16 protein-coding genes are annotated in these 17,249 nt (G+C 75.7%); 12 read left to right on the plus strand and 4 right to left on the minus strand.

Going from position 1 to position 17,249, the window contains the following annotated elements; all coding sequences use genetic code 11:
• Positions 1 to 105: 105 nt before the first annotated feature.
• A complete protein-coding gene (locus OTB16_RS37375; protein ID WP_267727129.1) occupies positions 106 to 654 on the minus strand; it encodes a flavoprotein in 549 nt (182 codons plus the stop codon).
• Between the two features lie 689 nt (positions 655 to 1,343).
• On the opposite strand from OTB16_RS37375, the gene OTB16_RS37380 reads away from it, so the two are divergent.
• The 5 genes from OTB16_RS37380 (at position 1,344) to OTB16_RS37400 (ending at position 7,254) form a co-directional block, all read left to right on the plus strand.
• Positions 1,344 to 2,687 (plus strand): helix-turn-helix domain-containing protein, encoded by a 1,344-nt coding sequence (locus OTB16_RS37380; RefSeq protein ID WP_267727130.1) that lies wholly within the window; start codon positions 1,344 to 1,346, stop codon positions 2,685 to 2,687.
• Between the two features lie 67 nt (positions 2,688 to 2,754).
• Positions 2,755 to 3,717, plus strand: a complete 963-nt coding sequence (locus OTB16_RS37385) for an SRPBCC family protein (protein WP_267727132.1) — start codon at positions 2,755 to 2,757, stop codon at positions 3,715 to 3,717.
• A 103-nt stretch (positions 3,718 to 3,820) separates the two neighbouring features.
• Positions 3,821 to 4,789: a 4'-phosphopantetheinyl transferase family protein gene (locus OTB16_RS37390; protein ID WP_267727133.1), complete on the plus strand. Its 969-nt coding sequence runs from the start codon at positions 3,821 to 3,823 to the stop codon at positions 4,787 to 4,789.
• Positions 4,786 to 5,154, plus strand: coding sequence for a hypothetical protein (locus tag OTB16_RS37395; RefSeq protein ID WP_267727135.1), 369 nt, complete (start codon positions 4,786 to 4,788; stop codon positions 5,152 to 5,154). Before OTB16_RS37390 ends, OTB16_RS37395 begins: the two co-directional genes overlap by 4 nt.
• Positions 5,155 to 5,202: 48 nt before the next feature.
• Entirely contained in the window at positions 5,203 to 7,254 is a 2,052-nt protein-coding gene (locus tag OTB16_RS37400; protein ID WP_267727136.1) for a condensation domain-containing protein, read from the plus strand.
• Positions 7,255 to 7,387: 133 nt separating this feature from the next.
• On the opposite strand, the gene OTB16_RS37405 is transcribed toward OTB16_RS37400, so the two are convergent.
• Entirely contained in the window at positions 7,388 to 8,209 is an 822-nt protein-coding gene (locus OTB16_RS37405) for an AfsR/SARP family transcriptional regulator (protein ID WP_267727137.1), read from the minus strand.
• A 343-nt stretch (positions 8,210 to 8,552) separates the two neighbouring features.
• The gene (locus OTB16_RS37410) at positions 8,553 to 8,747 is read right to left on the minus strand and encodes a hypothetical protein (protein WP_267727139.1); all 195 of its coding nucleotides are present in this window, start codon (positions 8,745 to 8,747) and stop codon (positions 8,553 to 8,555) included.
• 369 nt (positions 8,748 to 9,116) lie between these two features.
• On the opposite strand from OTB16_RS37410, the gene OTB16_RS37415 reads away from it, so the two are divergent.
• The 4 genes from OTB16_RS37415 (at position 9,117) to OTB16_RS37425 (ending at position 13,541) form a co-directional block, all read left to right on the plus strand.
• Positions 9,117 to 10,376 carry an aminotransferase class V-fold PLP-dependent enzyme gene (locus OTB16_RS37415; protein WP_267727140.1) on the plus strand — a complete coding sequence of 420 codons (1,260 nt, stop codon included), beginning with the start codon at positions 9,117 to 9,119 and terminating at the stop codon, positions 10,374 to 10,376.
• A gap of 186 nt (positions 10,377 to 10,562) precedes the next feature.
• A complete protein-coding gene (locus OTB16_RS37420; RefSeq protein ID WP_267727141.1) occupies positions 10,563 to 12,137 on the plus strand; it encodes an acyl-CoA carboxylase subunit beta in 1,575 nt (524 codons plus the stop codon).
• Positions 12,134 to 12,550: an acyl-CoA carboxylase epsilon subunit gene (locus tag OTB16_RS39780; protein ID WP_420717879.1), complete on the plus strand. Its 417-nt coding sequence runs from the start codon at positions 12,134 to 12,136 to the stop codon at positions 12,548 to 12,550. The genes OTB16_RS37420 and OTB16_RS39780 overlap by 4 nt, the downstream gene beginning before the upstream one ends.
• Positions 12,551 to 12,734: 184 nt before the next feature.
• Positions 12,735 to 13,541, plus strand: coding sequence for an SDR family NAD(P)-dependent oxidoreductase (locus OTB16_RS37425; protein WP_267727142.1), 807 nt, complete (start codon positions 12,735 to 12,737; stop codon positions 13,539 to 13,541).
• Between the two features lie 178 nt (positions 13,542 to 13,719).
• Here OTB16_RS37425 and OTB16_RS37430 read toward each other — a convergent pair whose 3' ends face one another.
• Positions 13,720 to 14,712 (minus strand): AMP-binding protein, encoded by a 993-nt coding sequence (locus tag OTB16_RS37430; RefSeq protein ID WP_267727144.1) that lies wholly within the window; start codon positions 14,710 to 14,712, stop codon positions 13,720 to 13,722.
• Between the two features lie 309 nt (positions 14,713 to 15,021).
• On the opposite strand from OTB16_RS37430, the gene OTB16_RS37435 reads away from it, so the two are divergent.
• From OTB16_RS37435 to OTB16_RS37445, 3 genes are all read left to right on the plus strand, one after another.
• A complete protein-coding gene (locus OTB16_RS37435; protein ID WP_267727145.1) occupies positions 15,022 to 15,840 on the plus strand; it encodes an NAD(P)H-binding protein in 819 nt (272 codons plus the stop codon).
• A gap of 144 nt (positions 15,841 to 15,984) precedes the next feature.
• Positions 15,985 to 16,620, plus strand: coding sequence for a hemerythrin domain-containing protein (locus tag OTB16_RS37440; RefSeq protein WP_267727147.1), 636 nt, complete (start codon positions 15,985 to 15,987; stop codon positions 16,618 to 16,620).
• Entirely contained in the window at positions 16,617 to 17,108 is a 492-nt protein-coding gene (locus OTB16_RS37445; RefSeq protein WP_267727148.1) for an anthrone oxygenase family protein, read from the plus strand. Before OTB16_RS37440 ends, OTB16_RS37445 begins: the two co-directional genes overlap by 4 nt.
• Positions 17,109 to 17,249: the final 141 nt, after the last annotated feature.

Below are 17,249 nucleotides of genomic sequence, written 5' to 3' on the forward strand. Positions count from 1 at the left end.
ACCCAGGCCTGACACCCCGCCGCCCCCTGAACCCCCGCCGCCCGCCCGCCCGTGCGGGGCAGGCGGGCGGCGGGGGAGCGGCCCCCGGCCCGGCCCGGCGGGGTGTCAGGCCTGGGTGGTGCCCGCCCGGTCCACGGCGTCCAGCGCGGCCTGCCAGGGGAAGTGCGGCGGGGCGTCCTGGCCGGGCGGGCCGGGAGTGAAACCGCCCTCGCCGTAGAGGACATCGACGCCGGCGCCCCGCAGCAGGGCCAGGGACTGCTCGAAGCGGGGGTGCGCGGCCAGCGCGGTGTTGACGCAGGGCACGGCGACGGCGGGGGTGTTCTTGCCGAGAGCCTCGGCGGCCACACCGGCCACGAACCGGTCGGTCAGGCCCAGAGCCCAGGAGTTGACCGAGTTGAAGGTGGCGGGGGCGAACAGCAGCGCGTCGGCCGCGGGCCACACGTCGTCCTCGCCGGGCAGCTTGTACTGCCAGCGCACGGGATGCCCGGTCAGCGCGGCCAGGCCGTCCAGGCTCCCGGCCAGCCAGTGCGCCGCCGTGGGGGTCAGACCCAGGCACACGTCCCAGCCGCGGATCTGGGCGTCCTCGATCACATGGGCCACGTCGAAGACGGGCGGGGCTGCGGAACAGAACAGGTAGAGCGTCCTCGTGGTCATACCGCCATGTGATCATATGACGCGACCCGCACCCAGCCTGAGCCACCAGGCCACCAGGCCACCAGGCCACCAAGTCACCAGGCCACCAAGTCACCAGGCCATCGGGCCACCAAGTCACCGGGCTTGGCGGCCTCGCGGCCCGGCGCGCGCGGCCACCTCCCGCGCGGTGCCCCCGGCCGCCATCGCCGCCGCCGTCCGCCAGGACCGCCGGCCGCCCGCGGCGGGCCGGCCCACCCCACGGCCCCACCCCACGCCCCGCCGCACGGCCTCGGCCGCCCCCCGCCGCCCGGCCTGCCTCCGCGGCCCTGCGGTCCCCGCCGCCGGGGGCTGTTACGGCCAGTCGATGTCGTCGTCGGGGTACGCGGCGCGGGCCCGTCCGGGCGTCCGGGCCGCGCGGGGCGGGGCCGGGGCGTGGGCTGCGGGTGTCCGGGACACGTGCGGTGCGCACGCCGGTGGCCTCATCGTCGACTCCAAGGCGCTGAATTACGAGAAGAGCAGGTCACCGGCCGGTCCGACGGCCGGTTCTGGAGAGTCTGCCTCGGTCTGGTGGAGGACCGCTCAAGGACCGCATGACGTGCGCACGAGACGGGCGGGGAACCGGTGGCAAAGGTTTGCCCGCGTGTTGCCGGGACCCTACGCTCGGTGCCGGTTCCCGACAGAATTGTTTCCCCGCGACCCCAGGGATGCTCATGCTGCGACAGCCCGCCTTCGGACACCGCCTGAGGAAGCTGCGGACGGCCCGGGGCCTGTCACAGACGGCACTGGCCGGCGAGGGCATGTCCACCAGCTACCTCTCCCGCCTGGAGTCCGGCGCGCGCCGGCCCACCGGCCGGGCCGTGGACTACCTGGCCGGACGGCTGGGCCTGGAACCCGGCGACTTCCAGGAACAGGCCACCGGATCCCTGGTCCACGCCCTCACCCTCGCCGCGTCCACCGGTTCCGGCGACACCGTCGAGGCACTGCGCCGGGCCCTGGCCGCCGAGGGCCACGAAGACCCGGTACTGCGCTGGCAGGCCCTGTGGCTCCTGGCCCAGTCCGCCCGCCTCCAGGGCGACCACACGGCCGAACGCGACCACCTCACCCGCCTCGTCGCACTCGGCGAGGAAGCCGGCGTCAGCGAACTCCGCGTCCGCGGCCTGACCCGCCTCGCCCGCTGCCTGCGCTCCATCGGCGAGATCACCCCCGCCCTGGACGCCGCCGTCGATGCCCACCGCATCGCCCTGGGCGAGCAGCTGGGCGTGGAGGACCGGGCCGCCGCCCTGCTCGCCCTGGTCTCCGTACAGGCCGAGGCGGGCCGGGTCGGCGACGCCCGCGTGTACGCCGACGAGCTGACCGCCCTCCTCGAGGGCCGCACCGACGCCCTGTGGGCCGAGGCCATGTGGACCTCCGCCGCCGTCCGCGTCCGCCAGGGCGACCACGCCGGCGCGCTGGCCTGCCTGGACGAGGCCCTCGACCGCTTCGCCAGCCAGGAGGACCTGATCCTGTGGATCCGGCTGCGCCTGACCACCGCCCGCCTGCACCTGCAGCGGCTGCCCGCCGACCCCGCCTCGGCCGCACACCGCGCCGCCGAGGCGGAGGCCGCCCTCGCCTTCGCCGGCACCCCGGCCCTGCGCCAGGACCTGACCGCCCTCAAAGCCGACCTCGCGTTCGCCACCGGCCACTACGACCAGGCCCGCACCCTGCTCGCCGAACTCGCGGCAGACCAGCCCAGGATGACCTACCGCGGCCAGGTACGGCTGGAGATCCTGCGCCACCAGCTGCTCATCCTGGGCGGCGACCCCTCCGGCGTACAGGGCCTGCGCACCCTGGCCCAACAGGCCCAGGACGACGCCAACATCGACCTCGCCGCCGAGATCTGGCGGGTCCTGGCCGACGCCCTCACCCAGGCCGGACCCCCCGCCCCGCCCGGCGTGCCCGCCGCGGCCGCCGGGCCCGCATCGCCCGCCCCGACCGGTGTGCCCGCATCGCCCGCATCGCCCGCCGCGGCCGGCCGGGCCGTTCCGTCCGGCCGGGTGGCGGCCGCCGGGAGTTGAGGAAGCCTCGAGTTCCCTGGCGCAGGCTGGAGCGCACCCGCACCAACGACCAGGGAGGGGCCGGCCCATGTCCTCGCAGCGCGTGCACACCAGCGAGCAGACCGTGCCGGTGGCCGCCCCGGCCGGCGTGGTCTACGGCGTGCTGGCCGACGCGGTGCGCTGGCCGCTGCTGCTGCCCTCGCCCGTCCACGTCGAGCGGATGGACTTCGACGGGGTGCGCGAGCGGCTGCGGATGTGGGACGTGGAGGGCGAACGCGTCCGCTCCTTCCACCTGCGCCGCGTGCTGCACCCGCGCTCCCGGACCGTCGAGTTCGAGCGCGAGGACACCGCCCTGCCGGGCGCGCCCACGACCGGGACCTGGACGGTCCAGGCCCTGGACGCTGGCCGGTCCCTGCTGACACTGCGCCAGGACCGCACCCTGGACCACCTGCCCGCCGCCGAGACCGCCCGCAGCCGCCACCGGTGGCAGCAGGAGCCGGCCGCCGAACTCGCCCGCCTGAAGGAGACCGCCGAACGCTGGGAGCACCTCGACGCGACGCTGCTGTCCTTCGAGGACAGCGTGCACTTCCAGGGCCCCGCCGAGCCGGCCTACGACTTCCTCTACCGGATCGGCGACTGGCCCGAACGCCTCCCCCACGTGGAGGCCGCCACCGTCGTCGAGGACGCCCCCGGCGTGCAGATCGCCTCCCTCGACACCTGCGCCACCCCCGACGGCCGCACCCTCAGCACCCGGGCGGTACGCCTGTGCTTCCCCTCCGCCGCCCGGATCGTCTACAAGGAACTGGTGACACCCCGCCTGATCGCCGCGCACAGCGGCGAGTGGTCCCTGGTACCGGACCGCGACGGCGTACGGGCCGTCTGCGCCCAGCAGGTGATGCTCCGCGAAGAGGCCGTCGAGGAGGTCCTGGGCCCGGGCACCGGCCTCGCCGAGGCCCGCCGGTACGTGCGGACCTGGCTGGGGCGCGCGGGCGCCCAGACACTGCGCCTGGCCCGCTGGCACGCGCAGAACACGGTGCGCCGCCTGCGATGAACACGCGAGGGGCCCGCGCCGGGCACGAGACCGGCCCGCGACGGGCACGGGCACGCGCACGAGCGCGGGCGCGACGAGTACGCGCACGAGAAGGAGGCCGCGGATGATCCCCGCCCGCTCCGGTCCGCTCGGAGCCCCCGACGCGGACGCCGCCGCGCCGCCGGCCGCGGACGCGCCCCTGCACGTCCCGGGCCCGGAGGGGCCCTGGGACGAGGTCGGCGACCGGCTCGACGACACGGGCCGGGCCGTCGTGTGCACGACGTGGGGGCAGTGGCTGACCGCCGTGCTCCTGGACCCCGCGCTGCGCCCGCTGCTCGGGGACGACTGGCCGCGCTACCGCCAGACGCCCGCCGGGACCGGACGGATGCGGTTCGCCGTCTCGCGCGCCGTCGTGAAGTACGCGGCCGCCGCCGCCCTGGACGCGCCCGCGCACACCCTGGAACTCGGCCGCCACCCGGGCGGGCGGCCCGTGCTGCGGGGGCCGGGCGGGGAGGTGGAGGTGAGCCGGGCGCACGCCGGCGAGCTGATCGTGGTCGGCGTCAGCCGCACCGGGCCGATCGGCGTCCACGCGCAGCGCACCGGCCCCGACGCCTCCTTCGGGCCGCTCCTGGAACGGGTGTGCACCGCGCGGGAGGGAGCGCTGCTGGCAGCGCTGCCCGAGGACGAGCGGCGGGCCCGCCTGCTGTCCCTGTGGGGCCTGAAGGAGGCCTGCGCCCGGGCCCTGGGGCCGGGGGCCGGGCTCTCGCTGACCGGTTTCGGGTTCGCCCGCGACGGCCGGGGCCGCCTGGTCCTGGCCACCGTGCCGGGCGGCGCGCAAGCCGCGGCGGGGGAGTGGAGCGTCGCCGGACACCTCGTCCAGGACCGCTACCTGGTCAGCGAGGCCCACCACCACCCCGCCGTCCCGGCCGTCCCTGCCGCCTCCGCCGTCCCGGCCGGTCCTGCGGCGGGGGTCGACGCCGGTTCGCGGAGTGCTGCAGGCCCGCTCGAGGAACAGGGGCCCGGGACCGGGGCGCTACTACGCTTCCCGCGACCGGTCACCTCCGGCCGGGGCGAGGGAAGGCGTACGCCGTGAACCCGAGGGAACCCGCCGCGGCCCCCTGCCCGCAGAGCCCGTCGAGCCCGTCGAGCCCGCAGAACCTGACGGGTCCGCCGAGCCTGCCGAGCCCGCAGAACTTGCCGGACCTGCTGAGCCGGCAGAGTCCGTCGAGCCCGCAGAACCTGACGGGCCCGCAGAACTTGCCGGGGCCGCAGAACTCGCCGGACCTGCCGGACCTGCCGAGCCCGCAGAGCCTGCCGGACCTGACGGACCCGCAGAACCCGCCGAGCCCGCAGAACCCGCCGGGCCCGTCGAGCCTGCCGAGCCCGCCGGACCTGACGGACCCGCAGAACCCGCCGGACCTGGCGTGCCCGCCGGACCGTGTCCGTGCCGGGGTCTGAGGGGCGCCGCCGCACCCGCCCGCCGGCCCGCACCGCCCGGGGCGCCGGATGAGCGGTGCGGGCGCCGCGGACGGGTCCGGGACGGTCCTCGCGGTGGTCCACGAGGTGGCCCCGGGGGCGCCCGGGAGCGTCCTGACCCTGGAACTGCGCGGGCTGCGCGACGACGCTGACGCCGAACGGTTCGCCGCGTGGATCGCCGGACGCCACCGCCGCCTCCAGATCACCGTGGAGGCGGGCGGGCCCGCCCGGCACACCCTGCGCATCCTGCCCGGACACCCCCCGCGGGGCACCGCGCCGGCCCCCGCGCCGCTCGGCGCCACCCTGCTGGCCGACCTCCTGGGCCCCGGCCCGGCCGCCGGCGAGCCCATCGCCCTGACCGGGTACCAGCGCGAGCTGCTCCTGGAGGCCGCCGCCGGCCCTCCCGGCCGGGGCCAGGACCTGGAACAGGTGTACTGGAACTGGTCCGGCCCCCTGGACCGGGACCGCTTCCACGCGGCCTGGCAGTCCCTGTGCGCACGGGAGTCGGTGCTGCGGGCCGCCTTCGACTTCACCACGCTGCCCCGCCTCGTCCTGCACCCCCGCGCCGCCGTCGCCATCGCCCACCACACCCGCACCACCACCGCCTGGCAGGACCTCCTCGAAGCGGACCGCGGCCGCGCCCTGGACCCGGCCCGGCCGCCGCTGCTGCGCCTGGCCGTGCTGGAGGGGGAGGCGCGAGAGCCCGCCCGGATACTGCTGACCTGCCACCGCGCCCTGCTCGACGAGTACGGAGTCCACCTCCTGCTCCGCGAGTTCTACCGCGCCTACCTGGCCGGGGGAGACCTGCCGGGCGGCGAGCGCCGGCCCGACCTGCGCGACCACGCCCGCTGGCTGGCCCGCCAGGACAGCACCGGCGCCCGCGAACTGTGGACGCGCACCGCGCCCCCCGCCCGCCCCGCGACCGCCGTGGGCCGCCCCGCAGCCGGCCCCGGCACCGGCCACAGCGGCGCCGGACGCCTGCGCCGGCACCTCGGGGAGCCGCACAGCTCCCGGCTGCGGTCCTGGGCCGCGGACCGCGGCACCGGCGAGAGCAGCGCCCTGCACGCGGCGTGGGCGCTGCTGCTGTACCGGGCGGCGGCCGTACGGGGCCCGCTGCGGGTGACGTTCGGGGTCCGCCTCCGCGGCCGGGACACCGCCCTGCCCGGCGCCGCGGGCCTGCCAGGGCCGCCCCCCGGACCGCTGCCGCTGACGGTGCGGGTGGACCCGGCGGCGCCGCTGGGCGAACTGCTGCACCAGGTCCGCGACGCCCTGCTCGACATGACGGCCTACCCGTGGGTCTGCGGCGACCTGATCCGCCAGTGGACCGGCCGGCCCGGCGCGGGACGCCTCGCCGAGAGCGCCGTCTCCTTCGACGGCCCCGCCGAACTGCCGCCCGCCGTAAGCGGGGAGCTGGCCGTCCTGGGCGTCACCGCGGGCCCGCCGCGCGCCGCGGGCCCCGCGGCGGCCCTGCCCGTCACCGTCGGCGCCCGCCACGACAGTGCCGGCGCGCTGGTCCTGGACGCCGTCTACGACCGGGCGCGCCTGGCCGACGCGGACGCCTCGGCCGTCCTTGGCCAGTGCGTGCGCCTGCTGCGGGGGCTGGCCGTGCTGGCCGACCCCCACTGCACCGTCGGCCGGGCCCTGGACCTCCTCGCGGACGCGCGGCCCCCCGCCATGGCGCCCCGCCCGCCCGCCCCCCGCCGCCCCGCGCTGAGCACGCTGCGCCGGGGGGAGCCCTCGGCCGGCGTGCTCTGCCTCCTCGCCGCCCCGGGCGTCACGGCCGGCGGCTACGAGCTGTTCGCGCGGCGCCACCGGGGCCCCGAGACGGTCGTCGTGCTGGAGTGGGACGCCGCCCCGGGCGCCGGCGTGCCCGCCGCGCTCACCGCCCTGCGGGGGCCCGGCGGACGGCTCGTACTGGCCGGCTGCGGTCCCGGCGCGGCGGCGGCGTACGGCCTCGCACGGGCCCTCGCGGACGCCGGGGGAGTCCCGGTGAGCGTGGTCATGGCCGGCCTCGCCGGCCCCGAGGACAGCGCGGACGCGCTCGCCCGCGGCGTCGCGGCACTGCCGGCGCACCGCCCCTGACCCCGCCCGCCCCTGACCCCGCCGGCCCCTGACGGCGTCCGCCCCTGACCGCGCCGGCCGGCCGGCCGGGCGGGCCGGGCGTAGTCAGCAGGCGGGGGGCGGGGGCGGGCGGGGTCAGGGGCGCGGGGGCGGTCTACGCGGCGAAGAGGTCGAACGTCGAGGTGCGCCGCGGTCCGGCGAGGACGTCCAGTGCGGGGTCGACGGCGAGCATGGCCTGGTGGAGGCGCTGGAGCTGGGGCGAGGGCTCCACGCCGAGGTCTTCTATGAGGCGGGCTCTGAGTCTGCGGTAGACGTCCAGGGCGCCGGCCTGGCGTCCGGCACGGTAGAGGGCCACCATGATCTGTGAGTGGAGGCCCTCGTGCTGGGGGTGGCGGGCCGTCAGGTCGGCGAGTTCGGCCAGGAGTTCGCTGTGCCGGCCCAGCCGCAGATCGGCGTCGATGCGCCGCTCGACCGTCACCAGGCGGCTTTCCTGCAGCCGCATCACCTCGATGTCCAGGATCGGCCCGACCCGTACGTCGACCAGCGCCGGGCCCCGCCACAGGTCCAGCGCGGCGCGGAGGCGGTCGGCGCAGACCTGGCTGTCGCCCGTCTCGAAGGCGGCCTGGCCCTCGCGCACCAGGCGCTCGTAGTCGTGTACGTCGACGCTGTCCTCGGTGATCTGCAGCAGGTAGCCGCCGTGCCGGGTGGCGAGCACCTCCTTGGCGCCGCCGGGCGCGTCGGGCCCCATCGCGGTGCCCAGCCGGCGGCGCAGCTGGAGGATGTACGTCTGCAGGGTCGTCAGCGCGCTCTGCGGCGGCTGCGTCCCCCAGATCTCCTCCATGAGGGTGGGCACCGGCATGACACGACCGGGATAGAGCGCGAGCAGCGACAGCACCTGCCTCGGCTTGCCCGCGGTCGGGACAATGGACCCCCCGTTGACCTCGGCGCTCAACGGACCCAGCACCCGAATCCTCATGGTCTCCTCCGTACTCGTCGAGTCCCCTGGCTCTTTTTCTCAGATGGCCAGGGAACCGCCCCCGTTGCGGGCACGCTAGCCGGGGTGGACGGCACCCGGCCCCTTCCTGTAGCGGGCCTCAAGTCGCCTTCCAAGCAACGGTGTTGAGCAGGCCGCGGCGTACGGATCACCCACGGGACGCGGCCGGGCACGAGCGGGCGGACCCACGCACGGGCGGGCACCAGAACCCCGGCGGACACAGGCGGTACGGGCGGTACGGGCGAGGCAGGCGGGACGCGGTACGGGCGAGGCGGGCGGGACGCGGTACGGGCGTTGCACGATGCGGGCGATGCGGGCGGTACGGCTACGGCCAGTCGATACGGCCCGCGGCCGGGGCGCCCGCGGGGCCGGCGTACGGGCCGGCGGCCGGGGCCGAGGCCGGGGCCACCGGCCAGTCGATGGAGCCGCCGCCGCCGTCGGCGGCGGCCACGCCGCCCGCGGTCAGGACGGCGGCCGTGGCGAGAGCGGCGGTGGCGACGACGCGGGCGATGTTCCTCATGGTGACCCCTCCAGAGCAATTGCTTGATTCTGCTTGGCAAGTCTTCTGCCAAGAAGATTGGCAACACCCGCTGGGGATTTGCTCGTCAATCACTGGAGAAATACTGGAGCACGGCAGAGAATTACCCCGGAACACACCACCGACCACCCCGGCCGTCCCCTTCCAACTGCCCTGACCTGCACACACCGTGATGTGACAGAAGCCGTTCCCGGACTTGCCGGAATGTGCCAAGAGCCCTCGGCTGGAGTTTCACCGGAGCGGGCATTGCCAAGCCGCCACGGGGTGGGCAATGTATTGCCAAGTGATATGGCAACACCTGGGACAACGGGGTCGTGGACGTGCCGCGGCCGACAGCGGGGGAGGCCCCTCATGAACGCGCCGACACACCACGGACAGCGAACGGCCCACCTGGACGCCGCGGGAACCGGCCCGATGCCGGACGCCGTACGCGCCGTGCTCGCCGACTGCACCGCCCGCGACGACCGCTTCGGAGCCCGCGCCCTCGACGAGCACCTCGCCGCGGGCCCCGGCCCCGGGATCCGCCAACGCCTCGGCCGCCTCCTGGGCGTACCGGCCCGCGACACCCTCCCGGTCACCGGCGCGGCCGACGCCTTCGACGCCTTCCTCGCCCGCCTGGACCCCGGCCCCCGCGACCGGATCTGGACCACCCCCCACGAGGGCGTCGCCCAGCTGACCTCCCTGCACGCCCTGCGCGACCGCACCCGCTGCCGCCTGGACGTCGTCCCGCTGCGCCCCGACGGCGACCTCGACCTGGACTGGATGCGCGCCCACATCGGCCCCGACGTCGCCCTCGTCAGCGCCGTCCACGTCTCCGCCGCCTGCGGAACCGCCAACCCGGTCCACGAGATCGGACGCATCCTCGCCCCCCACCGCGCCCGCTACGCCGTCGACGCCTCCCACTCCGCCGGCCAGCTCCCCCTCGACGCCGCCCGCATCGGCTGCGACCTGCTCACCGCGGACGGCTGGAGGTTCCTGCGCGGCCCGCAGGACACCGGATTCGCCTACACCCGCCCCGGAGCCCGGGACACCAGTCCCACCAGCCCGGGCGGCCCCGGCGCGCACGCCCGCCCCGCACCCGGGCAGCCGCCCGTACCGGCGCCCGCCGCCGTCGCCGCGCTGAACACCGCCCTGGCCCACCACGCCGCCGCCCCCCCGCCCCTCCAGGACCTCCTGCCGCGGCTGCGCGCCGTCCTGGAGCGGACCCCGGGCGTCGAACTCCTCCCGGCGGGCCGCGACCGGGCCGGCATCCTGGCCTTCCGCCACCACGAGGTCCCCGCCGCCCGCCTGCGCCGCGCCCTGGCCCGCCACGGCGCCGTCCTCGCCAAGACCGTCGCGCAGGAGCACCCGCTCCACCCGGCAGCCGCCGGCGGCGCCCCCGCCGTCCGCGCGTCCGTCCACCGCGGCACCACCGCACAGGACATCGACCACTTCGCACGGGCCCTGCGGGACGCCCTCCGCGAAGAACGGCACACCCCCACCGTCCCCGCCCCGGCTCCGGTCGCGGCCCCCGCCGCGGCGGCCGGGGGCGCCGGCGGCCGCGGGCGGCCGTCCCCGTACGCCGGGCGGACGGTCCGGCGCGGACACCTCACCCTGCACAGCGCGACCTGAGGGCGCCCGCCCGCACGCGCGCCCCCGCCCGACCCCGGACCGCCCGACCCCGGACCACCGGATCACCCGCCGCCGACCGCGGGCCGCCCAACCCCCGTCTCATGCGGGGCTCGAGCGGACTTCCACGATGTCTTGAGCACCGCGCGCGACGGTGGCCGGATCCGGCCCCAGACCTGGAGGAGCCACATGACCACGAGCGAAGCGCCACCCCTGCCGGCCGCGGACCGCGCGGCCGAACTGGCCGGCATCAAAGCCCTGGCGCTGGCCGGCCCCGACGCGCGGGCCACCGAACGCCAGCACGCCAAGGGCAAGCTCACCGCCCGCGAGCGGATCGCCCTGCTGCTCGACCCGGACTCGTTCCACGAGATCGAGACCCTGCGCCGGCACCGCGCGACCGGCCTGGGACTGGAGGACAAACGCCCCTACACCGACGGGGTGATCACCGGATGGGGCACCGTCGAGGGCCGCACCGTCTTCGTCTACGCCCACGACTTCCGCATCTTCGGCGGAGCCCTCGGCGAGGCCCACGCCGAGAAGATCCACAAGGTGATGGACCTGGCCGAGTCGACCGGCGCCCCGCTGGTCTCCCTCAACGACGGGGCCGGCGCCCGCATCCAGGAGGGCGTCTCCGCGCTGGCCGGCTACGGCGGCATCTTCCAGCGCAACACCCGCGCCTCCGGCGTCATCCCGCAGATCAGCGTGATGGTCGGCCCCTGCGCGGGCGGCGCGGCCTACTCCCCGGCCCTGACCGACTTCGTGTTCATGGTCCGCGGCACCTCGCAGATGTTCATCACCGGCCCCGACGTCGTCAAGGCCGTCACCGGCGAGGAGATCACCCACAACGGCCTCGGCGGCGCCGACGTCCACGCCGCGGTCTCCGGCGTGGCAGCCTTCGCCTACGACGACGAGCCGAGCTGCCTGGAAGACGTACGGCACCTGCTCTCGCTGCTGCCCTCCAACAACCGTGAGACCCCGCCGCGCGAACACGGCGGCGACCGGCCCGACCGGCGCACCGACGCACTGTCGCGGACCGTCCCCGCCAACCCCCAGCAGGCCTACGACATCCGCAGCGTCATCGAGGAAGTCGTCGACGACGGCGACTACTTCGAGATCCAGCCCGCCTGGGCGACCAACGTGGTGTGCGCGCTGGCCCGGATGGACGGCCACGTCACCGGCTTCGTCGCCAACCAGCCCGCCAGCCTCGCCGGGGTCCTGGACATCCACGCGAGCGAGAAGGCGGCCCGCTTCGTCCAGTTCTGCGACGCCTTCAACATCCCCCTGGTCACCCTCGTCGACGTCCCCGGCTTCCTGCCCGGCGTCGACCAGGAACACAACGGCATCATCCGCCACGGCGCCAAACTGCTCTACGCCTACTGCAACGCCACCGTCCCGCGGATCTCCCTCGTCCTGCGCAAGGCCTACGGCGGCGCGTACATCGTCATGGACTCCCGCTCCATCGGCGCCGACCTCGCACTGGCCTGGCCCACCAACGAGATCGCCGTCATGGGCGCCGAGGGCGCCGCGAACGTCATCTTCCGCCGCGAGATCGCCGCCGCCGCCGACCCCGACGCGATGCGCGCACAGAAGATCAAGGAGTACACGGCCGAGCTCATGCACCCCTACTACGCCGCCGAACGCGGCCTCGTCGACGACGTCATCGACCCCGCCGAAACCCGCTCGGTCCTCATCCGCTCGCTCGACATGCTCCGCCCCAAGTACGCCGACCTGCCGTCGCGCAAGCACGGCAACCCGCCCGTATGAGCACCACCGCCGCGCCACCAACCGCGGCAGCACCCGCAACCACGCCCGGAACCACGCCCGCAACCACGCCCGCAACCGCGGGCGGAACCGCGGCAGCACTCGCGCCGGCAACCGCGCCGGCAACCGCGCCGGCAACCGCGCCGGCAACCGCGCCGGCAACCGCGCCGGCAACCGCGCCGGCACCCGCGGGCGGGGCAGCGGGGGACACGCCGGTCCCCGGGCCGCCGCCGCACTGGAAGATCACCCGGGGCCGGCCCGACGCCGCGGAGACCGCCGCCCTCCTGACGGTCCTGACCGCCGTGCTCGCCGAACCCCCGGCCCCGCCCCCGACCCCGCGCACCGCACCCTCCGCCTGGGACCGCGCCCCCGCCGCCCCCCGGCCCCGCCGCCCCGGATCCTGGCGCGGCCGCTGACCCGCCCCGCACGCCCCGCCCCGCACGCCCGCGCCCCCGCACGCCCCGCCGCGGACACCCCCGGCGGGGCACCGGCACGCCCGCCCCGCCGCCGCCCGCGCCGCCTCCATCCGCCTTCCGCCGCGCCCCGAGTGCCCCCCGGCACGCTCAGAGCGTCCTGGCGAGCGATGAAGGGATACGAGGAATGACGGTGAAGGCGATCGACAAGGCCCCCGAGAGGCCCGTGGCACTGGTCACCGGCGCCACCAGCGGCATCGGCCTGGCCGTCGCCCGCGACCTGGGCGCCCGCGGGCACCGGGTGTTCCTGTGCGCCCGCACCGAGACCGCGGTCAAACAGACCGTGGCCGACCTGCAGGCCGAGGGCTTCAGCGTGGAGGGCGCCGCCGCCGACGTACGCGACGCGGCCGCCGTGCGGGCCCTGGTCGCCGCAGCCGTCGCAGCGTACGGAGAGCCCGTCAGCATCCTGGTCAACAACGCCGGCCGCAGCGGCGGCGGGGCCACCGCCGGCATCACCGACGAACTGTGGGACGACGTCATCGACACCAACCTCAACAGCGTCTTCCGCCTCACCCGCGAAGTCCTCAACAACGGCGGCCTGGGCTCCGAGCCGTGGGGCCGCATCATCAACATCGCCTCCACCGCGGGCAAGCAGGGCGTCCTGCTCGGCGCCCCCTACTCCGCCTCCAAACACGCCGTGATCGGCTTCACCAGGGCCCTCGGCAAGGAACTCGCCCCCACCGGCACCACCGTCAACGCCGTCTGCCCCGGCTACGTGGAAACCCCCATGGCCGCCCGCGTCCGCAGCGGCTACGCACAGATGTGGGACACCACCGAGGAGTACGTACAGGAGCAGTTCGAGGCGAAGATACCCCTGGGCCGCTACTCCACCTCCGAGGAGGTCGCCGGCCTCGTCGGCTACCTCACCACCGACCTCGCCGCGTCCATCACCGCCCAGGCCCTCAACGTCTGCGGGGGCCTCGGCAACGCCTGAACCCCCCCGCCCGCACGGCAGTCCGCGCCCCACGGCACACACCCCGCCCGCACCCCGGCCCACAACAGGCCCGCGAAACGACCCGCACGGAGACGCGCCCGGGGAAGGGCCCGCGAAACGACCCGCGCGGGCGCCCGCGCGGAGGCGCCCGCGGAACGGACACGAGAGGAGGGGCCCCTCACAGCACCGTCGCGGCCCCCGACACATCCCGCACCACGGCCCGCGGGGCGATCCCCGCGGACCGCCAGCCGCCCACCACCCGCGCGTCCACCGGCTCGTCCGCCAGCAGGACGTGCCGCAGCGCCGGCAGGCTCCCCGGCCGCGCCGCCGCCGCCAGCCGCGCGAACGCCGACGGCAGCTGCGTCAGCACCGTCACCCGCCGCTCCGCCAGCAGCCGGGCGAATCCGCCCGCCTCGCCGGCCGTGTCCCGGTCCACCATCACCGCGCACCCGCCCGACAGCAGTGGACCCCACATCTCCCGCATGCCCAGGTCCAGGCTCAGCGAGTGGAAGCACGACCACACGTCCTGCGGCCCCACCCCCAGCACCGGCACACAGCCGTCCACCCACGACAGCACGTCCAGGTGGCTCACCGGCCGCACGGCCGCCGCCCGCCCCGGCGCACCGCCCTGAGGGAGCGCCAGGAACGCCGCCTGCGGCGCGATCTCCCGGCGCACCACCGCCTGCGGCCGCACCGCGATGACGAACCGGCCCGCCTTCGCCACCGGGATCTCATCACGCAGCAGCCCGCTGTCCGAGACGACCATCCCGGCCCCCGCGTCACGCATCAAGAACTCCTGCAGCCCCGCGTTGTGCCCGGGCTCCAGCGGCAGCACCGCCGCACCCGCCCGCAGCACACCCACCACGGCCGCCGCCGCCTCACACGAGCGCAGCACCCGCACCGCGACCGCCCCGCCGGGACCACTGCGCCCCGACAGCCGCCGCGCGATGTCGTCCGCCAGCCACTCCAGTTCCAGATAGGTCGCCTGTCCCTCCGCGTCCCGGGCGGCGACCCGTCCCGGATGGCGCGCGGCCGACGCCGCGAAGCGGATGTCGATGCGGTGCCGGCGCGCCGGCCACCCGTCGGCCGGGTCGAGCCCGATCCCTCCGAGCAGACCGGCCACGTCGGCAGACAACTGGTCGAGCTCCGGATGGTCCGGAGTGGCGTTCATGCGGCCTCCAGCGAGAGGGTCGGTACTCCGGCGCCGATCGTGCCGCGCCCCGCCGGAGAACCGCTCAAGTCTCGCCGTACAGGACCGCTCGGCACCCGCTCGAGACCCCCTCGAAGGCCGCTCCACGAAGAGTCGAGGACCACTCGGAAGGCTATGGCCCGACCCCGCGGGGCATGCCTACGATTCCCTGGCTCATGCCGAAGCCACACTCTCCCCGTCGCGCTCCGAGAGACCACTCGTAGACGCACGCACATGGAACTGAGCTTTGTGGCTATGGCCCGTCTCACGAGACTGGACTTGACTGTACTCATGACTCAGAACACGCAGATCACCCTCGTTATCGGCGGTCACGGCAAGACCGGCCGCCGCGTCGCCGAGAAGCTCACCGCCCAGGGCCGCCAGGTCCGTATCGGCTCCCGCACCGGCGAGCCCGCCTTCGACTGGCACGAGCCCGCCACCTGGGACGCCGCGCTGGAAGGCGTCGACCGCGTCTACGTCACCTACTACCCCGACCTCGCCTTCCCCGGCGCCGCCGAGCAGGTCGGCGCGTTCTCCCAGGCCGCCGTCGCCAAGGGCGCCCGCCGCCTGGTCCTGCTCTCGGGCCGCGGCGAGGAGGCCGCCGAGGTCAGCGAGGACAACCTGAAGGCGTCCGGCGCCGACTGGACCGTCGTCCGCTCCAGCTGGTTCAACCAGAACTTCTCCGAGAGCTTCTTCCTGGAGCCCGTCCTCGCCGGCGAGATCGCCCTGCCCACCGGGGACGCCGTGGAGGCCTTCGTCGACGCCGACGACATCGCCGACGTCGTCGTCGCCTCCCTCACCGACGACAAGCACATCGGCAAGACCTACGAACTGTCCGGCCCCCGCCTCCTCAGCTACACCGACGTCGCCGCCGAACTGTCCAAGGCCACCGGCCGCGACATCAAGTACATCTCCGTCACCAACGAGGAGTACCGCGCCGTCCTGCGCGAGAACGACCTCCCCGAGGAGTTCGCCGACCTGTTCACCATGATCCTCGACGGCCGCAACGCGCACCTGGTGCACGGCGTGGAAGAGGCCCTGGGCCGCAAGCCCAAGGACTTCGCCGACTTCGCCCGCGACGCGGCCGCCGCGGGAGTCTGGAACGTCTGACCGCCGGCACCGCCGGCACCGCCGGCAGCACCCCCGTCACTCCCTGACCGGGCGGCGACTCTGGTACGGCCGCCGCCCGGTGCTCGGACACACCCCGGGGGACGCACACGCGCACCGCGCACGACCGACCGGCAGGAGGCTGCCATGCCCGCACCCAAGTCGTTCTCCAGCGAACACGGCCTGGAAACACTCCCACCGTACTTCCACGGCTTCGCCCTCATGCACATCGCGATGCGGCGCGACGCGGCCCGGCTGCGCACCGCCGCCCCCCAGTGGAGCACGGCGGGAGCCCCCTGGTGGCAGCGCCTGCGCGAGACCATCGAGTGGCACCACACCAGCGAGGACGACGTCCTGTGGCCGGGACTGCGCCGCAAGGACCCCGACTTCGACGCCCAGGCCCGCGAACTCCACGAGGACCACGAGGAACTCGACGCCGCCATGGACGCCGTCTCCACCGCCATCGCCCGCCGCGGCGACGGCCTCGTCCGCGCCTCCCACACCTTCGAGTCGGTGCTCCGCGACCACCTCCGCGACGAAGAACGGATCATCTTCCCCGTCTTCGAACGCCTAGGTGAACGCGCCTACCTCGCCGAGGAACGCAAAGTCGTCGCCAGCGCCCCGATGCGCGTGATGACCCACCTGCAGCCCTGGATGTTCGACGGCGCACCACGCCGGTCCGTCGCGCACGTCTCCGCCACCATCCCGCCGCCCGTCCGCCTCATCGGCGCGACGCTGCTGGCACGGCGCTACGAGCGCACCCTGAAGGGAATCCTGAAGTGACAGCCACGACCACCCAGTCCGCCACCCTGGTGGCGGCCACGGTCGGCACCGGACTGATGGCAGGCCTCTACTTCGCCTTCGACATCTCCGTGATGCCGGGCCTGAGCCGCGGCGACGACCACACCTACGTCACCGCCATGCGCAACATCAACGAAGCCATCGACAACGGCCTGTTCGGCCTCCTGTTCCTCGGCGCGTTCCTCGCCACCGGCGTCGCCGCCGTCCAGCAGCAGCGCGGCGGCCGCCCCGACGCCGCCCGCTGGGGCTGGACCGCCTTCGCCCTCTACGGCCTCTCCCTGGCCGTGACCGCCGCCGTCAACATCCCCCTCAACAACCAGCTCGCCCGCGCCGGCGCCGACGCCGCCGCCGCCCGCACCCGCTTCGGCGGCCGCTGGGCCACCGGCAACCTCATCCGCACCGCCGCCTGCACCGCGGCCCTGGCCGCACTCGGCCGCGCCCTGACCCTCCACGGCCGCGGATCGGCGTAACCGGCCCCGCCCCGGCCGCACACCGGCGCCCCCACGCCGCCACGGCCACCCGGCACCACCCGCACCACCCCCGTGAACGGCGCCCGCTCTCTATTCTCCGTCCCCCGCGGGAGAGCGGGCGCTTCGCCGTGTTCCCGGAGA

The sequence above is a fragment of the Streptomyces antarcticus genome, assembly GCF_026627255.1.
GTDB lineage: Bacteria > Actinomycetota > Actinomycetes > Streptomycetales > Streptomycetaceae > Streptomyces > Streptomyces antarcticus.

Coding starts and splice junctions, on each gene's coding strand:
- OTB16_RS37375 (WP_267727129.1), bottom strand. CDS start 654: ATGACCACGAGGACGCTCTACCTGTTCTGTTCCGCAGCCCCGCCCGTC.
- OTB16_RS37380 (WP_267727130.1), top strand. CDS start 1,344: ATGCTGCGACAGCCCGCCTTCGGACACCGCCTGAGGAAGCTGCGGACG.
- OTB16_RS37385 (WP_267727132.1), top strand. CDS start 2,755: ATGTCCTCGCAGCGCGTGCACACCAGCGAGCAGACCGTGCCGGTGGCC.
- OTB16_RS37390 (WP_267727133.1), top strand. CDS start 3,821: ATGATCCCCGCCCGCTCCGGTCCGCTCGGAGCCCCCGACGCGGACGCC.
- OTB16_RS37400 (WP_267727136.1), top strand. CDS start 5,203: ATGAGCGGTGCGGGCGCCGCGGACGGGTCCGGGACGGTCCTCGCGGTG.
- OTB16_RS37405 (WP_267727137.1), bottom strand. CDS start 8,209: ATGAGGATTCGGGTGCTGGGTCCGTTGAGCGCCGAGGTCAACGGGGGG.
- OTB16_RS37410 (WP_267727139.1), bottom strand. CDS start 8,747: ATGAGGAACATCGCCCGCGTCGTCGCCACCGCCGCTCTCGCCACGGCC.
- OTB16_RS37415 (WP_267727140.1), top strand. CDS start 9,117: ATGAACGCGCCGACACACCACGGACAGCGAACGGCCCACCTGGACGCC.
- OTB16_RS37420 (WP_267727141.1), top strand. CDS start 10,563: ATGACCACGAGCGAAGCGCCACCCCTGCCGGCCGCGGACCGCGCGGCC.
- OTB16_RS39780 (WP_420717879.1), top strand. CDS start 12,134: ATGAGCACCACCGCCGCGCCACCAACCGCGGCAGCACCCGCAACCACG.
- OTB16_RS37425 (WP_267727142.1), top strand. CDS start 12,735: ATGACGGTGAAGGCGATCGACAAGGCCCCCGAGAGGCCCGTGGCACTG.
- OTB16_RS37430 (WP_267727144.1), bottom strand. CDS start 14,712: ATGAACGCCACTCCGGACCATCCGGAGCTCGACCAGTTGTCTGCCGAC.
- OTB16_RS37435 (WP_267727145.1), top strand. CDS start 15,022: ATGACTCAGAACACGCAGATCACCCTCGTTATCGGCGGTCACGGCAAG.
- OTB16_RS37440 (WP_267727147.1), top strand. CDS start 15,985: ATGCCCGCACCCAAGTCGTTCTCCAGCGAACACGGCCTGGAAACACTC.